General features: G+C 43.3%; 22 protein-coding genes. 14 read left to right on the top strand and 8 right to left on the bottom strand.

Translation table 11 applies throughout. The features are described from left to right. Positions 1–45: 45 nt before the first annotated feature. Positions 46–2,223: a glutamine synthetase III family protein gene (locus BN3283_RS10425; protein WP_041504661.1), complete on the top strand. Its 2,178-nt coding sequence runs from the start codon at positions 46–48 to the stop codon at positions 2,221–2,223. 44 nt (positions 2,224–2,267) lie between these two features. Here BN3283_RS10425 and BN3283_RS10420 read toward each other — a convergent pair whose 3' ends face one another. From BN3283_RS10420 to rnhB, 3 genes are all read right to left on the bottom strand, one after another. Further along, a complete protein-coding gene (locus tag BN3283_RS10420; RefSeq protein ID WP_059026605.1) occupies positions 2,268–3,287 on the bottom strand; it encodes an META domain-containing protein in 1,020 nt (339 codons plus the stop codon). A 99-nt stretch (positions 3,288–3,386) separates the two neighbouring features. Further along, on the bottom strand, positions 3,387–4,904 hold the full coding sequence (locus tag BN3283_RS10415; RefSeq protein ID WP_041502878.1) for a GH3 auxin-responsive promoter family protein: 1,518 nt from the start codon (positions 4,902–4,904) through the stop codon (positions 3,387–3,389). 42 nt (positions 4,905–4,946) lie between these two features. Beyond that, positions 4,947–5,552 (bottom strand): ribonuclease HII, encoded by a 606-nt coding sequence (gene rnhB / locus BN3283_RS10410; protein ID WP_041502879.1) that lies wholly within the window; start codon positions 5,550–5,552, stop codon positions 4,947–4,949. A gap of 113 nt (positions 5,553–5,665) precedes the next feature. On the opposite strand from rnhB, the gene BN3283_RS10405 reads away from it, so the two are divergent. The 7 genes from BN3283_RS10405 (at position 5,666) to BN3283_RS10375 (ending at position 11,193) form a co-directional block, all read left to right on the top strand. Further along, positions 5,666–6,148 carry a tyrosine-protein phosphatase gene (locus BN3283_RS10405; RefSeq protein ID WP_235375047.1) on the top strand — a complete coding sequence of 161 codons (483 nt, stop codon included), beginning with the start codon at positions 5,666–5,668 and terminating at the stop codon, positions 6,146–6,148. 39 nt (positions 6,149–6,187) lie between these two features. Next, the gene (locus BN3283_RS10400; RefSeq protein ID WP_041504663.1) at positions 6,188–6,649 is read left to right on the top strand and encodes a DUF4268 domain-containing protein; all 462 of its coding nucleotides are present in this window, start codon (positions 6,188–6,190) and stop codon (positions 6,647–6,649) included. A gap of 18 nt (positions 6,650–6,667) precedes the next feature. Then, a complete protein-coding gene (locus BN3283_RS10395; protein WP_059026604.1) occupies positions 6,668–7,774 on the top strand; it encodes a pyridoxal phosphate-dependent aminotransferase in 1,107 nt (368 codons plus the stop codon). A 219-nt stretch (positions 7,775–7,993) separates the two neighbouring features. Then, a complete protein-coding gene (gene rbp, locus BN3283_RS10390) occupies positions 7,994–8,335 on the top strand; it encodes an RNA-binding regulator (protein ID WP_041502883.1) in 342 nt (113 codons plus the stop codon). A gap of 97 nt (positions 8,336–8,432) precedes the next feature. Then, positions 8,433–8,945 (top strand): DUF4494 domain-containing protein, encoded by a 513-nt coding sequence (locus BN3283_RS10385; protein ID WP_041502884.1) that lies wholly within the window; start codon positions 8,433–8,435, stop codon positions 8,943–8,945. 288 nt (positions 8,946–9,233) lie between these two features. Then, positions 9,234–10,646 (top strand): aspartate ammonia-lyase, encoded by a 1,413-nt coding sequence (gene aspA / locus BN3283_RS10380; RefSeq protein WP_041502885.1) that lies wholly within the window; start codon positions 9,234–9,236, stop codon positions 10,644–10,646. A 64-nt stretch (positions 10,647–10,710) separates the two neighbouring features. Then, positions 10,711–11,193 carry a DUF3332 domain-containing protein gene (locus BN3283_RS10375; RefSeq protein ID WP_059026603.1) on the top strand — a complete coding sequence of 161 codons (483 nt, stop codon included), beginning with the start codon at positions 10,711–10,713 and terminating at the stop codon, positions 11,191–11,193. Between the two features lie 444 nt (positions 11,194–11,637). Here BN3283_RS10375 and recG read toward each other — a convergent pair whose 3' ends face one another. After that, positions 11,638–13,749, bottom strand: coding sequence for an ATP-dependent DNA helicase RecG (gene recG / locus BN3283_RS10370; protein ID WP_041504665.1), 2,112 nt, complete (start codon positions 13,747–13,749; stop codon positions 11,638–11,640). A 145-nt stretch (positions 13,750–13,894) separates the two neighbouring features. Here recG and BN3283_RS10365 point away from each other — a divergent pair, with 145 nt between their 5' ends. The 4 genes from BN3283_RS10365 to BN3283_RS14530 all read left to right on the top strand — a co-directional run bounded on the left by BN3283_RS10365 (position 13,895) and on the right by BN3283_RS14530 (position 16,123). Further along, positions 13,895–14,512, top strand: a complete 618-nt coding sequence (locus BN3283_RS10365; protein ID WP_041502888.1) for a hypothetical protein — start codon at positions 13,895–13,897, stop codon at positions 14,510–14,512. Between the two features lie 59 nt (positions 14,513–14,571). After that, the gene (locus tag BN3283_RS10360) at positions 14,572–15,123 is read left to right on the top strand and encodes a cob(I)yrinic acid a,c-diamide adenosyltransferase (protein ID WP_059026602.1); all 552 of its coding nucleotides are present in this window, start codon (positions 14,572–14,574) and stop codon (positions 15,121–15,123) included. 8 nt (positions 15,124–15,131) lie between these two features. Beyond that, complete coding sequence (locus BN3283_RS10355) at positions 15,132–15,815, top strand: DUF2461 domain-containing protein (protein ID WP_059027239.1); 684 nt, start codon at positions 15,132–15,134, stop codon at positions 15,813–15,815. Positions 15,816–15,952: 137 nt separating this feature from the next. Next, positions 15,953–16,123, top strand: a complete 171-nt coding sequence (locus tag BN3283_RS14530; protein ID WP_154665528.1) for a hypothetical protein — start codon at positions 15,953–15,955, stop codon at positions 16,121–16,123. On the opposite strand, the gene BN3283_RS10350 is transcribed toward BN3283_RS14530, so the two are convergent. Next, on the bottom strand, positions 16,104–16,679 hold the full coding sequence (locus BN3283_RS10350) for a Fic/DOC family protein (protein ID WP_059026601.1): 576 nt from the start codon (positions 16,677–16,679) through the stop codon (positions 16,104–16,106). The genes BN3283_RS14530 and BN3283_RS10350 overlap by 20 nt on opposite strands. A gap of 166 nt (positions 16,680–16,845) precedes the next feature. Here BN3283_RS10350 and purD point away from each other — a divergent pair, with 166 nt between their 5' ends. Beyond that, positions 16,846–18,114: a phosphoribosylamine--glycine ligase gene (gene purD / locus BN3283_RS10345; protein ID WP_059026600.1), complete on the top strand. Its 1,269-nt coding sequence runs from the start codon at positions 16,846–16,848 to the stop codon at positions 18,112–18,114. A 17-nt stretch (positions 18,115–18,131) separates the two neighbouring features. Then, positions 18,132–19,106 (top strand): hypothetical protein, encoded by a 975-nt coding sequence (locus BN3283_RS10340; RefSeq protein WP_041504669.1) that lies wholly within the window; start codon positions 18,132–18,134, stop codon positions 19,104–19,106. Here the strand turns inward: BN3283_RS10340 and BN3283_RS10335 are convergent. From BN3283_RS10335 to BN3283_RS10325, 3 genes are read right to left on the bottom strand one after another with little or no spacing between them, the layout of a single operon-like run. After that, a complete protein-coding gene (locus BN3283_RS10335; protein WP_041504670.1) occupies positions 19,103–20,437 on the bottom strand; it encodes a dihydroorotase in 1,335 nt (444 codons plus the stop codon). The genes BN3283_RS10340 and BN3283_RS10335 overlap by 4 nt on opposite strands. 21 nt (positions 20,438–20,458) lie before the next feature. Further along, complete coding sequence (locus BN3283_RS10330; RefSeq protein WP_041502894.1) at positions 20,459–21,205, bottom strand: polyprenol monophosphomannose synthase; 747 nt, start codon at positions 21,203–21,205, stop codon at positions 20,459–20,461. A gap of 10 nt (positions 21,206–21,215) precedes the next feature. Continuing rightward, positions 21,216–22,508: a UDP-N-acetylmuramoyl-tripeptide--D-alanyl-D-alanine ligase gene (locus BN3283_RS10325; RefSeq protein ID WP_041502895.1), complete on the bottom strand. Its 1,293-nt coding sequence runs from the start codon at positions 22,506–22,508 to the stop codon at positions 21,216–21,218. Positions 22,509–22,586: the final 78 nt, after the last annotated feature.

The following is a 22,586-nucleotide window of genomic DNA, read 5'->3' as shown; positions in this document are numbered from 1 at the left end:
TTTGACCCCATAAAAATATGGGGTAGTATCTAAATAAAACAAATTATGGCAAAAATCAGATTTATGGCTTTGGAAAAATTGGCGGATCGGAAGCCGGTAACGGGAGCATCTTGGCCCAGGTGTTCGGAGATCTTCGGGGAAGATGTTTTTTCTTCGGAAAAAATGAGGCATTATCTTTCTATCGAAGCGTTTAAAAAATTGGAACGAATCATGCTTGATGGAACCAGTATCGACCGCGGGTTAGCGGATCAGGTGGCAGCCGCGATGAAGGCATGGGCGGTAGAGCGCGGTGTTACCCATTACACGCATTGGTTTCATCCGTTGAATGGGGCAACGGCCGAAAAGCATGACTCTTTCGTGGATATACTGCCTGACGGCAACGTGATCGAATCCTTTGACGGCCGGGTTCTGGTGCAGCAAGAACCGGATGCTTCGAGTTTTCCGAACGGGGGGATTCGAAATACGTTTGAGGCTCGGGGGTATACGGCATGGGATCCGGGTTCTCCGGCTTTTATTAATAACCGGACCTTGTGTATCCCGACCGTGTTTGTGGCTTATACCGGAGAGGCTTTGGATTTTAAGACTCCGATGTTGAAAGCTTTGGCCTTGATTGATAAGGCCGCCGTGGATATCTGCCAGTATTTTGATAAAGACGTGAGTCGGGTGATTGCGACGTTGGGATGGGAGCAGGAATATTTTTTGGTAGATGAAGCTTTGTATAATGCTCGTCCCGACCTGAAGCTGTGCGGACGGACGTTGATGGGACATTCATCGGCAAAAGATCAGCAGTTGGAGGATCAGTATTTCGGCGCTATTCCGGCAAGGGTGACTTCATTTATGGAAGAGCTGGAATACGAGTGTCATCGTTTGGGCATCCCCATTAAGACCAGACACAATGAGGTGGCTCCGAATCAATTTGAATGTGCTCCGATATTTGAAGAGGCGAATCTGGCGGTTGACCATAACCAGTTGTTGATGTCTACCATGAAAAAAGTGGCGAGGCGACATGATTTTCGGGTTCTTTTACATGAAAAGCCCTATAAGGGGGTGAACGGTTCCGGAAAACATAATAATTGGTCGTTGATGACCAATACGGGGGTAAACCTATTGTCGCCCGGACGTAACCCGAAGTCCAATATGCAATTCTTGATTTTTTTGGTTTCAACCATAAAGGCGGTACACGAATATTCGGATTTGTTTAAGGCCTGTATCGTGTCGCAGGGGAATGAGGCTCGTTTAGGGGGAGAAGAGGCTCCTCCCGTGATTATGTCCGTATTCTTGGGAGCTTATTTGTCCGGGGTGTTGAATGAGTTGGTGGAGAAAGTGAGTTCTAAAAAAATGAGTCCGGATGAAAAGACCGAGTTAAAGTTAAATGTGGGAAAGATTCCGGAGATCATGTTGGATAATACGGACCGGAACAGAACGTCTCCTTTTGCATTTACCGGTAATCGGTTCGAATTTCGGGCTGTCGGTTCTTCCGCGAATTGCGGTGGCCCCATGATTGTTTTGAATACGGCCGTGGCGGAGCAGTTGGTGTTGTTTAAAAAAGAGACGGATGCTTTGATCGATAAGGGGGTGAAGAAAGACGAAGCGATTTTTCAGGTATTGCGCAAGTACATCATAGAATCGCAATCTATTCGTTTCGAGGGAAATGGCTATGGACAGGAATGGAGAGAGGAGGCTGCCCGGAGAGGTTTGTCTACCGATACGGATTGCATACCCGCCTTGAAAGCTTATCTGTCGGACAAAGCCCGTCGCTTGTTTGTGAATTCGGGAGTGTTGAGTGAACGGGAGCTGAAGGCTCGTTTCGAGATAAAGAATGAGATTTATCTGAAAAAGCTGCAAATCGAATCGAGAGTATTGGGGGATCTGGCTTTGAATCATATTATTCCGATCGCTATAAAATACCAAAATACGCTTTTGGATAACGTGAACGGTTTAAAGGCTGCATTTGCGGATGGAGGGATAGCTGAAATCCAATTGGAAATGATTCGGACGATCTCTTTGCATATCCGGGAAATACAAACGATGGTCTCTGATATGACCGAAGCCAGGAAATTGGCTAATGCCCTGTCGGATGAGGTGAAACGGGCTGAGGTGTATACGGCGGAAGTACGTCCTTATTTGGAGAAGATCCGCTATCATATTGATAAATTGGAGTTGCTGGTAGATGACGAGATATGGCCTTTGCCTAAGTACCGGGAGTTGTTGTTTTCCCGATAGTGTTATATAACGAATCCTCCCTTTTCAAAGGGAGGATTCGTTTATTATTTTTCGTTCATTTTCAGAATCATTCCGTCGGGAAGTGTGAATTGTATCTCTTTGCCTTTACCGATCAAATCCACTTGATCGTTTTTGTAATGGACCCCGGAAGCAGAGACTTGCTGGGTTAACTCGAAGATCTGGTCGTCGTATTGAACCTTTGCTTTTTCCTGATCGGGGAAATAGGTTACCGTAATTTGGTACAACATTTTATTTTTGCCGTTTCCTCCCACGTAGGTGATGGTGACAGGTCCGTTCGGATCTTGAACGAACAGCGTTTCTGTCCGCTTCTCGATAATCCATTTGCCGTCGACTCTTCTGACATTGTAGGTGTCGTCGTCTTCTATGTTCCAGGCGCTTCCTCCCTTGGGAAGACTTCTTTTGTCTAAGATCGGACGAATCTCCTCTCCGGGTAAAAATAGTTCTACTTTAGAGGAGTCCGGTGCGAAAACGATAAAAGCGGCGCTCGAGGCTTCCGGATTTTGTTTGGAAAGCATGCGGATACCAGACTCGAATAGACGGATACACTCTTGGGATACTTCCGACCACGCGTACCCGGCTGCAGCGTTACATCCGTGTTCGTCGTTCGCCACTCCTATCCGTTGTTCCTCTTTTTGCGGAACAAAGATTAAAATCTGCTTTTTCGCTTTGTCCGTTAATTTTAACTCTTTATTCGTGATGGAATAAGAGGTCATTTGGGCAAATACTTTCATAAATTGATCCTCGAATTGCAGATTGGGGCAAGCCATCATGGTGCTTCCTCCCGGTTCGATTTTAATGGTATTTCCTTCGGTGGTGTATTTCCCGAAAAAGCGATTGCAACCGGAAAATCCGTACATAGCGTTGGAATCGGCAAACTCTACGGAAGGAACTCTTTCCGGAAGTACCGCCTTTTTGTTTTCCACACTCATCTCTTTTAGTTGCCATTTGTTAGCTGTTAGTTGGGCTAAATTTCCCGTGTTGCTTTTACAGCTGAACAGTACCAATACTGTTGCGATTGTTGTTAAAATAGTTGTTTTTTTCATGGATGATTTTTTTTACAAAAATATATTCTTAACGGTAGCACCGTTAAAAATGATAGACAAAAAGTTTATAAATATGCTAAGGAATAATTACGTTCCGTTTTATATTTTGTTGTTTAATTGTAGTAATTCTTCCAAATGGGTTCGGTCGTTCCATAGGCGGGGAACTTTATTCTGGCCTCCTAATTTGCCTTTTTCTTTGAGCCAATCCTTAAATAGATTGGGCCGGGCGACGTGAAGGATCAATCGTTGAAGGGACATGTTTTTATATCTCTTTGCCTCGTAATCGGAATTGAGTTTCTTTAGTTCGTTATCCAATATCTCGGCAAAAGCTTCCGGGTCGCCGGGGGGAGTTTCGAATTCGACAATCCATTCGTGCGCCCCTTTTTTCCCTTCCTCCATAAAAACCGGGGCAGCCGTGAAATCGATGATATTGCATTGCATCTGACGACAAGCTTCATCTATGGCCTGAGTTGCATTGTCGATGATTAGTTCTTCCCCGAAGGCGTTAATAAATAGCTTGGTGCGTCCCGTGATCCGGAATTTGTAGGGTTTCAGGGAAGTAAACTGGATGGTGTCTCCGATCATATAACGCCATAGTCCACCGTTCGTCGAAATAATCAGGGCATAGTTTACGTCTGTTTCTACCTCTTTCAGTGAAAGACTCCGTGGGTTGGTTTTTCCTAACTCGGCAGTAGGCATGAATTCGTAATATATCCCGTAGTCGAGCATCAATAACATGGATGAATCGTTCGGATTGTCCTGGATCCCGAAAAATCCTTCGGAGGCATTGTAGGTCTCCATGTATTTCATTTTCGGATTGGGGAGAAGCCGTTTGTATTGTTCCCGGTAAGGGGAGAAACTGACTCCTCCGTGGATAAACAACTCTAAGTTCGGCCACACCTCGTGGAGATTATTTTTACCTGTACGTTCCAGAATGCGGTTGATCAGGGTTAAAAACCAACTGGGAACGCCGGCTAAGCATCTTACGTCCTCTTTTATGGTTACATCGCAGATCTTTTCGATTTTTTCTTCCCATTCGCTCATCAGCATGATGGATTGATCGGGGGTTTTCATTAGATTGGCCCAAAACGGGGTGTTTGAAATCAGGATGGCGGAAAGATCTCCGTATTGGCAATTGGAGTTTACGTTAGAGACCTCGCTGCTTCCCCCTAAAGCTAACGTCTTGCCCCCGAAGGCCTGTGCGTCTGGATAATTCCGGTTAAAAAGCGAGATGACATCCTTGCCTCCCCGGAAGTGACAGTTTTCTAAAGCTTCTTTACTGACAGGAATGAACTTGCTTTTGGCGGCTGTGGTACCAGAAGATTTAGCGAACCAGGTAATAGGTTCCGGCCATAGCAAATTTTGCTCTCCATTCATTAGGCGTTCGGAATAGGGTGCGATTTCTTCATAGTGAACGATCGGAAGTCTTTCCCGGTATTGTTCCGAGGTCCAAATGGAGGCAAAATCGTATTTTTTCCCGTATTCCGTATCTTTTGCCGTTTGCAAAAGATTTTGCAAGGTTTCTTCCTGGACTTGTATGGGATTTGCCTTGAAATAATCGATTTGCGATAATCGTTTGGATGAAAATAAGGATATGATGGAATTAATGAGGGCCATAATGCTTATAGTTAAAAGGAAATTGATACGATATGTTATCTCTCAATCATTAAAATTCAATTCTAATTGCTGGTCTGTTAAATTGAATGTTTTCCGGTGGAAAGGGGTGATCCCGTGTATCCGGATTTGAGCCCTGTGCTCTTTGGTCGGATAACCTTTATTACGTTGCCAATCGTAAACCGGATACTCTTTGTGTAGGTTTTTCATGTATTCGTCCCGGTGAGTCTTGGCTAAAATCGATGCCGCCGCGATAGACATGTATTTCCCGTCCCCTTTTACGATACAGTGATATTCGATCTCCTCGTACGGTTTAAAACGATTTCCGTCGATAAGGATATGTTCCGGTCGGATGGAGAGCATTCCTAATGCTTTTTGCATTGCCGCGATGGAAGCGTTTAAGATGTTGATTTTATCGATTTCTTCATTGTCCATACTGGCAACGGCCCAGGCTAAAGCTTCCCGTTCTATAATCAAACGCAGTTCGTCTCTTTTTTTTTCGGAAAGCTGTTTCGAGTCATTCAACATCTCGTTGGAAAAATTGTCCGGGAGTATTACGGCAGCAGCGAAAACGGGACCCGCCAGGCATCCTCGTCCGGCTTCATCGCAACCGGCTTCAATTTTATCGGAATAATATTTTAATGTCAACATATACGCGTGGTTGAATCTCCAGCAAATATATAAAAAAATGTTGTTCTTTAATAGGATATTTCTTTTTCGGCTATAAGGAAATGCATAAATTTGTATTCGATAAAAATAAGGTTATGGTAGAAAAAATAACGGTTCCCGGGAGTCGGCTGAAAAATTGTTATCGGATTGATAAGGATGTCTACCGGTCGGACCAACCTTCTTATCGTGATTTCCGGGCTCTTGAGCAATTCGGTATCAAGGAGGTCCTGAATTTACGCAACCGTCATAACGATAAGGATGAAGCGAGAGGAACCGACATCAAATTGCATCGTTTGAGAATGAAAGCTTCCAAAATGAATCAGGATGATCTTCTGGAAGCCATGCGTATCCTTCGGGACCGGGAAGGACCGATTCTGATTCATTGTTGGCACGGTTCCGACCGAACGGGAGCCGTTTGTGCCATGTATCAGATTCTTTTTTTAGGAATCAGCAAGGAAGATGCCGTGAATGCGATGGTCGACGGGGAATACGGATTCCATATGATATTCGATCAATTGATCGACATGTTGCACGGGACGGATGTCGAACATATGAAACAGGCTTTGGGTATTTCATGAGAACCCTGTATATTTGTCGGTCCTAAAGTAGAATGTGTTATGTATACGAAAGAGGAGGCGAAAGCGATAAGAATCGGTTTTTGGCAAGGCTTTAAATCCTATTGCCGGAAAAAACGTATCGATCGACGTTGGGTGTTGACCGGGGTAAAGATAAAATCAGTGCAATTGAAATTTTTTGCTGATGACCGAAAAGCGTTGGTTATGTTTCAAATAGATCATAAGAATGATTTACGCCGTTTTGAAATTTATGAATGTTTTCTTGCTTATCGGAAATTGTTCGCCGGGGTATGCGGTTCGGAATTGATATGGGAGGAGGAGTATGAAGGGGTTGAAAAAGATCGCCGGGTGAGCGCGATTTTTTTCGAGCTGCCGGGAGTGAGTTTGTATAACGCGGGGGATTGGGAAAAGATATATGCTTTCTTTGTCGAGAAGATGCCATTACTGGAAGAGCTGTATTTTGAATATCGGGATTTGATCAATGCACGGTTGAAAGAGTGCTGAAACGAATAAGTATTAGTTATGAAGATAAATAGAAGTGGAGCCGTTCTTTCTAAAATTGTACAAATAGGAGAGAATCTGAAAGAATTAATGCGGGTAAACGGAAAAGAGTATTTACCCCTGAACCGGGGGGTAAATCAGGTTGTCCCGATCGATTTGACCGAAGTTGTAAAAGGGATCGATTTTAACTCCCCGGAGATCCAGGTCTATCCGCACGGCGCCGGTCGCCCGGAGTTGAGAGCGGCGATAAATGAAGAATTTTTTATGGGGAAATCCTCTTCCGATCGTATTTTGATCACGGCAGGGGGAATGCATGCGTTGGATCTGGTCGCCCAAACGGTTTGTATCGGGAAATTGTATTTGCCTGCCTATTATTGGGGGTGTTACTATAAGATGTTGACGATACGGAATGTGAAAAATGCCGAATACAATAGCCAGGCCGATCTCCTCGAGATGCTGGAAGAGTTGGAGGGTAATGCCGTTTTGATCAGTGATCCGAGTAACCCGTTAGGAGATAAGCATGATGATGAACAACAACTTGACATCATCCGGCAGTTGAATGATGCGGGTGTTGTTGTGTATTACGATTGTCCCTACCGTCGTCTTTTTATGGATGGACGAGATGATTATTACGTGAGATTGATGGATATGGAGAATGTGATTATCACCGAGAGTTTTAGTAAATCCGTGGGATTGAGCGGGCAGCGATTGGGTTTTATTTATACCAAAAATAAAGAGTTGCATGACGAGTTGGAAGTTCGGGTCATGTATAATACCAATGGGATCAACGGTTTTGCGCAGGAGTTGGTGCTTCGTTTGTTAACGACTCCTGAGGGTAAGAGAGCTGTATCGGATTTTAAGGCAAAGACAACGCGGGATATCGCGTTGAATATCGATTACCTGAAACAAAGGAAACTATTGGCTGATGAATTTTATCAGGGAACGGTTCCCAAGGGAATTTTTGTGATTGTAAATCGGAGTGAAGAGGAGTTATTGCGTCATTATATAGGAGCCGTGTCCCTTGATTTCTTTACCAAGACGCGGCAAACGTACGCGAGTGCGTATTCCCGTATATGCGTGTCGGTTCCTCATGAAAAATTTGTTACTTATTTTAATGACCTCAAGTAACATGCCGAGAGGCAGTCGATCATAATTAATGTTGTTTAAGTAAATAATTTTAGGAGAAGCATTGTTTTATTGGAATATAGACGTATCTTTGTCGCAAGATTGAGTTGAGTTCGTTGTTTTTAAAGTACTTGCCTTTCATGTATTATGTATCGTTAAGTAAACTTTTTATCAATCCAAAGCACTCAATTGAATGAATATTTATTATTAAAGTTTTACTTAATGAACATTTACATTTCAAATTTAAGTTACAGCATCGATGATGCTGATTTAAGAGAGTTGTTTGCAGATTATGGCGAAATCGTTTCTGCAAAAGTAATTATGGATCGCGAAAGCGGAAGATCCAGAGGTTTCGGATTTGTTGAACTTGCTGACGATACGTTAGGTCAGAAAGCCATCGACGAATTGAATCAGGCTGAATATGATGGAAAGGTAATCAACGTGAACGTGGCTAAACCGAGAACGGATAAACCGAATTTCGGAAACCGCGGTGGAAATCGCGGTGGATTTAATCGCGAACGTCGCGGAGGATATAATTCCGAGAGATCAGAAAGAAGATATTGATTGATTCAATCATAAAAAAAACGAGGAAATTTCGGTTTCCTCGTTTTTTTTCGTGTTATCTTTGATGTCGATTATTGTGTAAATTAAAGTAGAATATATGACAGCAAATTGGTTTGAATGTAAGATTAAGTATACGAAGGTAACGGAAGACGGTAAAGAGAAGAAAGTTTCGGAAATGTATCTTTTGGATGCAGTCTCTTATACGGAAGCGGAGAGTCGTATCACGGAAGCGTTAGCCTCTATGATTCAGGGAGATTTTTATATTGCCGGATTGAAAAAATCAAATATTACGGAATTGGTGGAGTCGAACGATGGGAACGACGACAAGTGGTATAAGGCTAAAATCGCGATTATCGATGCCGATCAGCTCACCGGTAAGGAAAAGAGAGCTTTCCAGTATTTTTTAGTAGCGGGAGCGAACATTGACCGGGCGTTGGAGAATTTGGAAAAGAGCTTGTCCACTTATGTAGTTCCCTTTGAAATTGTGTCTCTTGCGGATACGACTTTTATGGATGTGTTTCCCTATTTTTCGAATGATGAAGGGCAGACCGTGCCCGATCATTTTAAGCCTCTGGGTGATTTGGCATCCGAATCCGGTTCGTTCGAATGATTCCCATCTTTACATCGATGATACAAAAAAGTCCTTCATAGGACTTTTTTTTGTTAAAATTGAGTCTATTTTGTTGACATATAGATACTTCAATAGTTACATTCTTTTGATAATTTCTACAAAAAAATTCGTTTTGTCGTTTCTCTTTTGTACCTTTGCCGGATTAATTTTTTACGGTTCGTTTTAATGAAAAATCGGGAATACGATTCTGTAATAAAAGAGTTCCCATTCATAATGAAACTAAAGTAAGTAATAAACGTATTGGAAATAATTAATTATAACAGGATTATGAAAACAAGAATTGAACATGATTTGTTAGGAAACAAAGAGGTGCCCATGGATGCTTATTATGGGGTACAGACTTTGAGAGCTATTGAAAACTTTGCGGGAATCAGTGGACGTCATATCGGTGATTTTCCGAATTACGTGAAGGCTTTGGCCATGGTAAAATGGGCTGCAGCCAAGGCTAATCTGGAGTTGGATTTGATCCCGAAGGAGATTGCAAATGTGATTACCGCGGCTTGCGAAGAGATAATTGATGGCAAATTGCATGATCAATTCCCGGTTGATATGGTACAAGGTGGTGCCGGAACTTCCACGAACATGAATATTAATGAAGTGGTTGCCAACCGGGCTTTGGAATTGTTAGGACATCAAAAGGGTGAATATCAATATTGCCATCCGAACAATCATGTTAATCTGTCTCAATCGACCAATGATGCTTATCCAACGTCATTCCATTTGGCTATTATTCTGATGAATAAAGATCTGGTAGCTGAGTTGAAATTGATGGTGGAAGCTTTCCGCGCCAAAGGCAGGGAGTTTGTCGATGTATTGAAAATGGGACGTACTCAGTTGCAAGATGCGGTACCTATGACATTAGGACAGGAGTTTGAAGCTTTTGCCGTAACATTGGAAGAGAATATCGAGAGGTTGAACGATGCTTCCAGATTGTTCCTGGAACAAAATATGGGTGCCACGGCTATTGGTACCGGAATCAATTCAGAGCCGGAATATTCTGAAATTTGTACGCGCGAATTACGTATTATAAGCGGCGAGGAGTTTGTTTTAGCCCCGAATTTGATTGCTGCTACTCCGGATACCGGTGCTTGTGTAAGTTATTCTTCCGAATTGAAACGTTTGGCCGTTCAATTGTCGAAGATTTGTAATGACTTGCGTTTGTTGTCAAGCGGTCCGAGATGTGGTTTGGGCGAAATCAACTTACCGCCTATGCAACCCGGCTCTTCCATTATGCCCGGTAAAGTCAACCCGGTTATTCCTGAGGTGGTAAATCAGGTTTGTTTTAACGTGGTCGGTAGCGATACGACTGTAATGATGGCGGCGGAGGCTGGTCAGTTGCAGTTGAACGTTATGGAGCCGATTATCGTGTTCTCTTTGTTTAACTCTATTCAGATGTTGACCAAGGTTATGGAACGTTTGAGAGTTTTATGCGTTAACGGTATTACTGCCAATCCCGAACATTGCAAAGAGTTGGTTATGAATAGTATCGGAATCGTGACCGCCTTGAATCCGACGTTGGGTTATGAGAATTCTTCTCGTATTGCCAAACGCGCTTTACAAGAGAGAAGAAGTGTTTACGATCTGGTTTTGGAAGAGGGATTGTTGACGAAAGAGGAGCTGGATAATTTGTTGCGTCCGGAGCTGATGATTAAACCGAAAAAATTCTATAAGAAGAAGTAATAGGGAAATAATTGTTACATTTTTTATATAATACTTTATATAGTCTAAATTTAAACAAAAAGTTATGAAGAAAAATTTTACAAGAGTGGTGGCTATTCTGATGATTGGTGTGTCTTCAGTTGCCTTTACGGGATGTTTCGGATCATTTGGTTTGACAACAAAATTGCATAGTTGGAATAAGCAAGTGTCTCAAAAGAAATTCGTGAATGAGTTGGTATTTTTGGGATTGTGCATCTTGCCGGCTTACGAATTGGCTTGTTTGGGTGACGTTTTGATCTTTAATTCCATTGAATTCTGGGGTGGTGAAGATCCGTTGGCAATGAATGAGGGAGAGGTAGAGGAGAGTCAGGTTATGTATGCCGGAAATTCTTATACCGTAACCAAATCTTTGAATAAGATGTCTGTTGCCAGCCAAAATACGGATGCCAAAGCTGAATTCCAATATTTCCCGGAAGAAAAAGCTTGGTATTTGATGGATGGTCAAAATAAAGTGAAGGTGATGAAGTCTGCGAAGAAAATGTTCAAAGTAGTAGAACAGGCAGACTAAATTTTAGTTTCTATCATACAAAGCCGCCGTCTGATTTTTCAGACGGCGGCTTTTTTGTAGTACCCGGGGACGGGTGCAATGTGCTGTTTTAATCTACAATTGCAAGGTATAACTCTCCGGGGCTGGGACGTTCTCGTCGGTCGTGTAAACGTTTTTCGTTCACTGTCCTCCGGGACTCGCTACGCTCGGACAGTCCGTCGTCCTGTCGTTCCAAAAATAGAACACGACGCTCGCCATTTACTATTTATGTCCCTTCGTTTTATCCCTTTCCCTTTAATCAATTGTAAATTTTAAATTGTAGACCCGATAAATTCTGCGATTCAATGAATTAGTGATTCCGTGATTTAAATTTAATCACTAAATCACCTAATCACTAAATCACCTAATCACCTAATCTCCTAATCATTATATCTCCCAATCCCTAAATCTTTTAATCTACAATCGTCAGCTGATGTATCTCCAATTGATTTTGGTTTTGAAAAGTCGTTTGACTTGGGAAGCGAAAACCAGGTTTTCCTCTTTTGAAAGATTGGGGTCGGCTTCAAGGAGGGTATGGGCGGCTTGGGCGGCTTCATTGAGTATCATGCCGTCTTTTCCGAGGTTGGCCACCCTGAGGTTGCAGCTCAGCCCGCTTTGTTGGGTTCCTTCGATGTCTCCCGGTCCCCGGAGTTTTAAGTCTGCTTCGGCTATTTCAAAGCCATCGTTCGTGGAAGTCATGGTTTCGATGCGTTTGCGGGAATCGTTGGAGAGTTTGTAGGAGGTCATCAGTATGCAATAGGATTGATCGGCACCTCTACCGACACGTCCCCGAAGTTGATGTAGTTGGGAGAGTCCGAAACGTTCTGCACTTTCGATAACCATGATGGAGGCATTGGGGACATTTACCCCTACTTCGATTACGGTAGTTGCAACGAGTATTTGAGCTTTCCCGGAGACGAAATAATGCATTTGGGCCTCTTTTTCTGCCGGTTTGAGTTTCCCGTGAACGATAACGGATTGGTATCCGCGAGGTGCGAAAAATTGATATACCTGTTCGTATCCCTCTTCTAAGTTTCTATAGTCCATTTTTTCGGATTCGGAAATCAGCGGATACACGATATAAGCTTGTCTGCCGGCCTCTAATTCTTTTAGAATGAATTTGTAAACGTCGTTTCGTTTACTCTCGAACGTATGGTAGGTAGTAATAGGTTTTCTTCCCGGGGGAAGTTGATCGATGACGGAAACATCCAGGTCCCCGTAGAGGGTCATGGCCAAGGTGCGGGGAATAGGGGTTGCCGTCATAACTAACATATGGGGAGGAGTATTGTTTTTTTGCCATAATTTGGCGCGTTGCGCTACACCGAAACGGTGTTGTTCGTCGATAACGACCAATCCGACGTTGTTGAAGCATACGACATCCTCCAAAAGGGCATGCGTGCCGACGAGAATTTGCAATCGGCCGTCGGCTAACGCTTCATGTATAATGTCCCGTTCTTTCTTTTTGGTGGAGCCTGTTAACAAGGCTACGCTAATAGGAGTGTCTTTCAGCATTTGTGTGATGGTTTCGTAATGCTGAGCGGCTAAAATTTCGGTCGGAGCCATGATACAGGCTTGATAGCCGTTGTCTAAGGCGATCAACATGCACATGACGGCTACCAATGTTTTGCCGCTTCCCACATCTCCTTGCAGGAGGCGATTCATCTGCTTGCCTGAGCCGCAATCCAGCCGGATCTCTTTGATCACTCGCTTTTGGGCGTCCGTCAAGGGGAACGGGAGGAGGTTATGATAGAAGTTATTGAAGTAATCTCCGACGACATGGAACGGATGTCCCCTGAATGAAACTTTGCGGTTGAATTTCAGTTTAAGAATATTCAGTTGGATATAGAATAATTCTTCGAATTTTAACCGGTATTGTGCTTTTCGAAGTAATTCCGGATTTTCGGGAAAATGTATGTTGAAAAGGGCATCATGAAGATAGATCAAATTGTGTTTTTTGATAAACCAAGCCGGTAAAGTTTCCGCGATGCGTCCGTTCAGGTTTTTGAATATGCTTGCCTGAATTTTGCTGATGACTCTCGACGTGAGGAAACTTTTTTTCATTTTTTCCGTGGTAGGATAAACAGCCTGAAACCCTACCAGTTGTTTGGCATTCGCTTCGTAGAGATCTATTTCCGGATGAACGATATTTAGCTGTTGGTTGAATACACTCGGCTTCCCGAATATCAGGTATTCTTTATCGGGTAAGATTTGACTATCCAAGTATTTGTATCCTTTGAACCAGACGAGCTCCAGTTCTCCCGTGCCGTCACTTGCCGTCGCCACCATTCGTTTTTGTTTCCCGGCTCCGACGGCGGTTAATCGGGATATTTTTGCTTTAATCTGGATATAGGGTAGTTGAGCATTCAACTCTCTTATCGTGTATAACCGGGTACGATCGATGTATTTGTAAGGGATATGATAAAGCATATCCTCGTAGCTGCAGATATTTAATTCTTGTTCGAGTAAAGAGGCCCGTTTAGGACCCACTCCAGGTAAAAATTTAATATTTAATCCGGCTATTTCCAAAACAGAAAAGATGTGTTTATACTTTATTTGTCGAACGAAAATAAAAAAAATAGATGACTTTGTTGAGCAAGTCGGGAATAAATTTTAATTTCGTTGTTCGGAGTTTTGAATGAAAGAGCGACAAGGTCGTATTCGATGACTATGAGGAAAAATTGAGATGTATAATTATTTGAAACAACGAGTGAAACATGCCATTCGCTTCAGGCATAAAAGAGGATTCGGCGTCCACTCTCCTTTCGTATTCGATTTGATTACGAATGTGATTAAAGAGAGAAACCTCTACTATGATTTCGAGCGAATAGAAACAAGGGCTAAGTTACGGAGCAGCGAAAAGAAATTATGCCGTTTGCTTTTCCGCTTGTCGGATTACCTGTCTTATCGGAATGTCTTGTTATTGGGGTTGGAGAATCCGTTTGTGATCTCTTATTTGGAAGCTGTTTCCAGGGATATGCGTCTTTTTTATAAGGGAAAGGAGTTTAAGGGAGAGCGGTATGAAAAAGTAGAACCGGCCTCTATCGGCGAAGTTCCGTTGGACATGATGTTTTTGGGACGGGAGCTCGACGGGGTTTGGAGTGCGGCATGCGAATCTCTGTTGAAAGAAAGAAAGGAAGGACCGCTTTGTGTTATTATCACCGATATTTACAAGAAACCGTTGAATGCTCAATTGTGGAGACAATGGAGGAAAGAGTGTACGGTTTCGATTGATATGATGTGGTACGGAATGTTGTTCTTCGATAACCGGTTGCAAAGAGGGAGATACAATATGATTATTTAAAGGGGACTGCATGCCGGATAGGGGGAGTCTGGAGTTATGAATCTAAAATTTAATATAAGATGAAAGTATACACGAAAACCGGGGACAAGGGAACCACTTCTTTGATCGGAGGCACGCGGGTCCCTAAGAATAACGTGAGATTGGAGGCGTATGGGGGCGTGGATGAACTGAACGCTCATTTGGGAATGATTCGTTCTTATTCTATTCCGGAAGAGAGTATAGAGGAGATCGTTCGCATTCAGAATGTATTGTTTGTCGTGGGGGCCAATTTGGCAACAGATGCGACGGTTTCGGATTTGCAGCAGCAACTTCCTTGCACATCGGAGGATATAGAGTTTTTGGAAAAGGCAATAGACCGGATGGACGAGGTTTTGCCCCCCATGAGATTCTTCGTGCTACCCGGGGGAGATCAGGCGGTGTCGGCCTGTCATATTGCCCGAACTGTTTGTCGACGGGTGGAGCGTCGGATATTAGATATGAGTGAGACGATAGAGGTGGATGAAGTGATTACGCGCTACATGAACCGTTTATCGGATTATCTTTTTGTTTTATCGAGAAAATTGGCACACGATCTTCGTGTCGATGAGATGAAATGGGAGCCGGCAAAATAAGAAAAGCGATGAAAGAGGTATTGAGTTTTTTGAGTGATTTGAAAGAGAACAATAATCGGGAATGGTTTCAGGCGAATAAATCCCGTTATTTGAAAATAAAAGCTATTCATGAAGAGTTTATTCGAGAGTTGATACAGGAGATAGCCGAATTTGATCCGGAGATCGATGGATTGCTGGTAAAGGATTGTATTTTTCGAATATACCGGGATACGCGTTTCGCCGCGGATAAAACTCCTTATAAGACGCATATAGGTGCTTTTATGGTGAAAGGGGGAAAAATGAATCCGAGGGGAGGTTATTATGTACATATTGAGCCGGGAGGATCCCTGTTTGCGGGGGGAATCTGGTGTCCTTCTCCGGCGATGCTGAAAGCGTTAAGGCGGGATGTGTATGATAATGTGGAAGAATTCCTTGCTATTATCCGTAATCCGGAATTCGAGAAGTACTATTATATGGACGGGGAAAAATTAAAGAAAGTGCCTGTTCCTTTTCCTAAAGATTTTCCGGAAGCCGAATTATTGAAATACAAAACCTACACGGTAACGAACCGTATTACCGACGGATTCTGGGAGGAGGATCGACTTGTAAAAAGGTGTGCGGAACGTTTAAAGCTGCTTCTGCCCTTTAATCGATTCCTGAATTACACCGTCGACGAGTCCATGCAAGGCGGTTATACACCCCGGATATATTAGTCGATTTGCGTATCTCGGAGCGACCTTCCTGTCTGACTCGTACGTGTACCGTATAATATGCCGATAATGAGGATTTTGATGTTTTTTTTTGTGTTTAAATCTTTGGTCGTTAGTAGAAAAATTCGTATATTTGTTACATGGAAAAAGTAATAGAAGAGATGCCTGTTAAAACATTAACTGCCGTGAGAGAAGAGATATTACAAGGCATGATTGCATCCTTTCGTTTGGAAGGAATAGAGATTCAGGAAAAAACAGCCTATACGATATTGGAACAGGTAGATCGGAAACTCATAATGCAGAAGAAATAATTTGTTCCATCCGAGTGTAATCCCGCTTGGCTACTTGCTGAACGGCGATTACGTATTGCTCGAAATCGATGCGATTGAAATCCAAACCCGGATAGCCTTGTTTGCGGGCCATGAGATTGGCCAATATTCGGGCCGTACGGCCATTACCTTCTCGGAAAGGATGAATAAAAAGCAACTCCCCGTGTACGATGGCTATATCTTTAATCAGTCTCTTTTTGTTCGGGTAGCGATCCGGAAGTCCGGACAATATCTCTTGTTCGAAACGGACCATGTTCTCGGCAATAAAGCGGGCTGCCGGAAAGACAAAGCCGCCCTTGGACATATTGACGCTACGAAATTTTCCGGCAAACTGGTAGAGGTGCTTCAATGCCATGCGATGGATATTCTGGATGTATTTTACGGTAAAGCGTGTCTGGGGTGAGAGTTGTTCCGTGAAAATGATTTCAGCCATTAGAAAACCTTCAAATTCAGCATTGTGAATGGCCTCTTGATCGGTAAGACCAAGCAAATTTTGCAGAATTTCGCTTTCATTACCATCGGTGGTGTATCTGGTCATGGCCGTTGATTTTTAACAAAGGTAGGGAAATGCCGTAATAAACCAAATTTATTTATGATTTATGCTTAACGGTTTCTGATTAAGAACTATCTTTGCGCTAATTTAAAATAGTTTATGTGTTTAACAGCTTTCTATTTAAAGGATAAACCGTTAAATAAGACAAAAGATGAAGGTATTACTATTAGGTAGCGGAGGTCGTGAACATGCATTGGCCTGGAAAATAAATCAAAGTCCGAGATTGACCGAGTTATATGTAGCCCCTGGGAACGCGGGGACGGATAGGTTGGCTAAAAATGTCGATATTCAAGTGACGGATTTTCCCGCGTTGGCCGAATTCGTATTGGAGAAAGAGATAGAGATGATTGTTGTAGGGCCGGAAGATCCTTTGGTGGAAGGAATCCGGGACTATTTTGAAGCAGACGGACGTTTTACCGGTTTGATGCTTGTCGGACCGGGTAAGGCCGGGGCGGTACTGGAGGGAAGTAAAGATTTTGCAAAGGAATTTATGATAAAGCATGCCATTCCTACGGCAGCTTATTTTACGGTAACACGGGATAATCTTCAGGAGGGGATTGCTTTTTTGAAAGGGATGAGGTCTCCTTATGTTTTAAAAGCGGACGGACTGGCTGCCGGTAAGGGGGTGTTGATCCTGGAAGATTTGGATGAAGCTGTGCGGGAGTTGAATTTGATGTTAGGCGGGAAATTCGGGAAAGCGGGAAGCCGGGTGGTTATCGAGGAGTTTTTAAAGGGGATCGAGCTTTCGGTTTTCGTTTTGACTGACGGAAAGGATTATAAAATATTGGGATCCGCTAAGGATTACAAAAGAATAGGAGAGGGTGATACCGGTTTGAACACGGGTGGAATGGGAGCTGTCTCTCCGGTGCCTTTTGCCGACGATGCTTTTAACCGTAAAGTGGAGGAACGGATAATTCGTCCGACGGTGGAGGGTTTGCAAGCGGACGGAATCGATTATCGCGGGTTTATCTTTTTCGGGCTGATGAATGTCGGGGGTGAGCCCTACGTGATCGAGTATAATGTACGTATGGGAGATCCTGAAACGGAAGTGGTTATGCCCCGGGTAAAAACGGATGTATTGACTCTGTTTGAAGCTACGGCCAAGGGAGGAATACGGAACATCGCTTTAGAATTGGATCCCCGGTTTTGTACCACGGTGATGTTAGTCTCCGAAGGTTATCCGGGAGCTTATAAAAAAGGTGAGGTAATAACCGGAATAGAGAGTGCGGATGATAGTCTGGTTTTTCATGCCGGGACGAAAGTGTCGGAAGGAAATATCGTGACGAACGGAGGGCGGGTAATTGCTGTCAGCTCTTTCGGTCATACGAAAAATGAGGCGTTGGCATTGTCCTATAAGAATGTTGAAAAGATTCGTTTTGCGGGAAAAAATTTCAGAAGGGACATAGGGGCGGATCTTTAAATAGTAAACCATAAAGCATGAGTCTGAATGCCATAATAAAGTCGAAAAGTATATATATGCTGTACCTGTTACCGTTTTTAGTGATAGGTATAGCATTTTTTCGTTATTGGTTGGGAGGAGAGTACACGCCGTGTGGCATCGACGGATTGATATCGTTATCTTTTTTAGAAGCGTACGAGGGGAGTTTCTGGCTTGATAAGGTCGGTTTGCTATTGCTTTTATCTCTTGCTTTTTTGCTCTTTTTCATTGCCGACCGTTATAAGTTTTTATCCCATGTTTCCGTCTTGCCTTCTTTTCTCTACTCTTTATTGACCGTTGGCGTTTTATGTCATTACGGGGTAAATGCCTATTTATTTGCGGCATTTTTTGTTGCTTTGGCCGTGGCCTACCTGCAATCGGCTATCGTGCATTTTAAGACGAATGCTCCGGTATTCAATTTCGGTTTTTTTATTGCCCTGTCTGTATTGCTTTGTCCCGATTTGTTCGCTCTCGTCCCGTGGGCCGTGGTCGTATTGCCTTTTTCGGGAAGGGCTACATTGAAAGATATGGTTGCCCTCTTGTTGGGATTTGGAACCATGTTTTTTTTAGTTTGGGGGTATTATTTCCTGTCCGGGGATTCGGGTGGATTATTCACCCTTTTTTGGGATAAAATATGGGAAGGAGATTCTTTTATACAGATCGTATCGGCAAAACCGATCGTGTTTATTATTATAGGCATATTGATTTTTGCTTCTTTCGGTAACGTGTTGATCAACTATCCCACGGTAATCGTGGCTCAGCGGCGAGGGTTGCTTTCCATGTTGTCGATGCTTTTCTTTTTGGGAGGTTCCATGTTTATTATTCCCTGTTCATGTTACGGGGGAATGTATATAGTGGCAATTCCTTTAGTCTATTTGTTTTCGCAATACTTTATTTCTCATCATACCAAGTGGGCGGGAAATATGCTATTCCTTCTGCTGTTGGTTGCCTGTGGATGGTTGATCTTCGGTTAACCCTCGAAGGTTAATAGTTCTCCCCGATGGGTTTCGTCGAATTTCCCTTCTTGGTAGACCGTATGCCCGTTGACTATGGTCGTGTTTATCCGGTAAGAGAGTGTCGTCCCCTCGAGAGGCGACCATCCGCATTTATACAGTAGATTCTCTTTCGTCACGGTCCATGGATTTTTTTCTACGATCACGATATCGGCTTTGTATCCTTCGCGAAGATATCCGCGTTGTTGTATACGAAAAATATCCGCTGGTGCGTGGCACATTTTATCCACGATATTTTCTATGGTTATTTCTCCGTTTTCCATCAGTTGTAACATAACGGGCAAGGAGTGCTGAACCATCGGGCCTCCGCTGGCGGCTTTCGTGTATACTCCGTTTTTTTCTTCCGGAAGGTGAGGTGCGTGGTCGGTAGCAATGATGTCTAACCGATTGGAATTAAGAGCCCGTAACAAAGCCTGTCTATCCGCTTCTGTCTTGATGGCGGGGTTCCATTTTACCCGGTTTCCCTTGCTCGAATAGGCTTCGTCGTTGAACCAGAGATGATGGATGCAAACTTCTCCCGTGATGCGTTTTTCTTTTCGTGAGCCTTGATCTAACAGCTCCAATTCTTCTTTCGTGCTTAAGTGGAGGATATGCAGTCTGCTATGATGTTTCCGGGCCAAACGTGCGGCTAAGGAAGAGCTAATGTAGCAACATTCCCGGCTTCTGATCAGCGGGTGGCAGGCCGGAGGAATATCTTCGCCGTAACGTTGCTTGTAGAGTTCCAGGTTCCGGTTGATCGTGGGGGTATCTTCGCAGTGTGTGGCGATTAGAAGGGGAGATTCTGCAAAAATTTTCTCGAGAACTTCTATGTTATCCACAAGCATGTTGCCGGTAGAGGAACCCATGAATATTTTTATTCCGCAGGTTGTTTTCGGATCGACTTTTTTAATCTCTTCTATGTTATCTAAGGTCGCTCCTATGTAAAAAGAGTAGTTAACTAATGAATTTCGACGGGCAATATGCTGTTTCTCCTTCAGTAACTCGTTTGTTGTCGTGGGTGGAATAACATTGGGCATGTCCATGAAGGAGGTGACTCCTCCCGCGGCGGCAGCCCGGCTTCCTTCACCGATGTCTCCTTTCCGGGTAAGTCCCGGTTCGCGAAAATGCACCTGATCGTCGATAACTCCCGGAATGACGTATTTCCCTTCTGCATCTATGATTTGAACATCATCGGAAAGGGATGCGATCCCTTTTTCCTCGATGGTTTCAATGGTATCGTTGTCGATAAGAATATCGGCCTGGAATACTCTTCCTTCATTGACCAATGTTCCGTTTTGAATAAGTGTTTTCATAGATAATGAGGTTACGGAATTTTAGTGTGCTTCGTTTCGATTGGCGTTTTTCTTTTTTCCTAAACTGCGGAGTTTCATGGTGATGACCCCCCAAAAGGCTTCGTTAAAAATTCCACCGTTCATCTTGGATGTCCCCTCTGTACGGTCGGTGAATATAATAGGAACCTCTTTCAGTTTGAATCCCATGGTCCAGGCGGTGAATTTCATTTCAATCTGAAAGGCGTATCCTTTGAAACGGATATTGTCCAGATCTATGGATTCCAATACTTTACGAGTGTAACATACGAAACCGGCCGTGGCATCGTTTATTCTCATGCCGGTAATGAATTTCACGTATTTGGAAGCGAAATAGGACATTAGAACTCGTCCCATGGGCCAGTTGACCACGTTTACTCCGGTAACGTAACGGGAACCGATAGCCATATCCCCTTCTCCGCTTTGACAGGCTTTGTAAAGTTTAATCAGGTCATCGGGATTATGAGAAAAATCGGCATCCATTTCGAAGATATAGTTGTAATTGTGTTCCAATGCCCATTTGAAACCTGTAATGTAAGCGGTACCCAGACCTAATTTCCCTTTTCTTTCGATCATGAAAAGTTGAGGGAATTCTTTTTGCAGATTTTTGATAATCAGGGCGGTTCCATCCGGAGAGTTATCCTCGATCACCAGGACATCGAACGAAGGTTCGAGTTTAAATACATAACGGAGGATATTTTCAATATTCTCTTTTTCGTTGTAGGTGGGTATGATGACAAGTCTGTCGTTCATATGTTGCTTTTTACAGGTATTCGACAATTTTCTCTAATTTATTTCCTCGGGAGCCCTTAATTAAAATGAATGAAGCGGTGACTTTATTCTTTTTGAGATATTCTATTAATGTTTCCGTGTTGGGGAAATAATTTATAAAAGTATATTTATTTATGAACGGTTCAAAATTTTCGCCGACTATAAATGCATGATGAAGCTGTTTTGCCGCCAATAAATCGAGAACTTCTTCGTGAGCTCCGTCCGACATGTCTCCTAACTCTCTCATTTGTCCGATAATTACCAGTTTATGTTCTCCTGTCATTTCCGCGAAATTGGAAACAGAAACCTTCATACTGCTGGGGTTGGCATTGTAAGCATCGAGGATAAGCGTATTATCTTTGGTTTTTACAAGCTGAGAACGCATGTTGGATGGTGAATAGTTTTCAATGGCTTCTTTGATCCGTAGCGGATCGATATCGAAATAAAGGCCGACGGCGGAAGCTGCCATGGCATTGTCGAAATTGTATCCGCCGATCAACTTGGTTTTCACGTAGAGATGCCCTTTTCGGGTCTTTAGGGAGTAGACTAAGTAAGGGATGGTTTGTAAAATCTCTCCGTTGGCAAAACAATCGGACGTGCCGTAAGTGATTTTCGATTGGTTATCGGCCAATCCCATCAGCAACTTGTCGGAGCCATTCACGAAGAGGGTCCCTTTTCGGGCTCCGATCGCCTCGTATAATTCGTTTTTCGTGCGTATGATATTCTCGTATGATCCGAAGCCTTCCAAATGCGCGTATCCGATATTGGTAATAATACCGTAATCCGGTTCTGCAATGTCGCATAAGGTTTTGATCTCTCCCGGGTGGTTGGCACCCATTTCGACAATTCCCAATTCCGTGGAAGTGTCCATGCTTAACAAGGTTAACGGAACTCCGATGTGATTGTTGAAATTACCTTGTGTGGCCACCGTCTTAAATTTTTTAGAAAGGACAGCATAACAAAGTTCCTTCGTGGTCGTTTTTCCGTTGGTACCGGTAATACCGAGAATCGGTACATGCAGTTTCCGGCGGTGGTACCGGGCCAATTCCTGAAGAAACCGAAGCGTGTCGGGAACCGATAAACATTTCTCGTCGGTGGCGTACTCTGCTTCATCCGTTACCGCGAAAGCGGCTCCTTGCCTGATCGCCGTTGCTGCAAAGGCATTGCCATTATGATTTTCTCCTTTTAACGCGATAAAAATATCTCCTTCCTTCACTTCCCGGGAGTCGGTAACTATTCGTCCGCCTTTACTGAACGCTTCGTACACAGTTGCAATTGTATCCATGCTTGTTTGTCTTTACCAAGATACAAATTTATAAAAATATAAATCTCTCTGCCGAAAGATGGTTGTTTTTTGATATTG

Source organism: Gabonibacter massiliensis (genome assembly GCA_001487125.1).
Taxonomy (GTDB): domain Bacteria; phylum Bacteroidota; class Bacteroidia; order Bacteroidales; family Marinifilaceae; genus Gabonibacter; species Gabonibacter massiliensis.
This window is presented reverse-complemented; position numbering and strand designations above follow the sequence as displayed.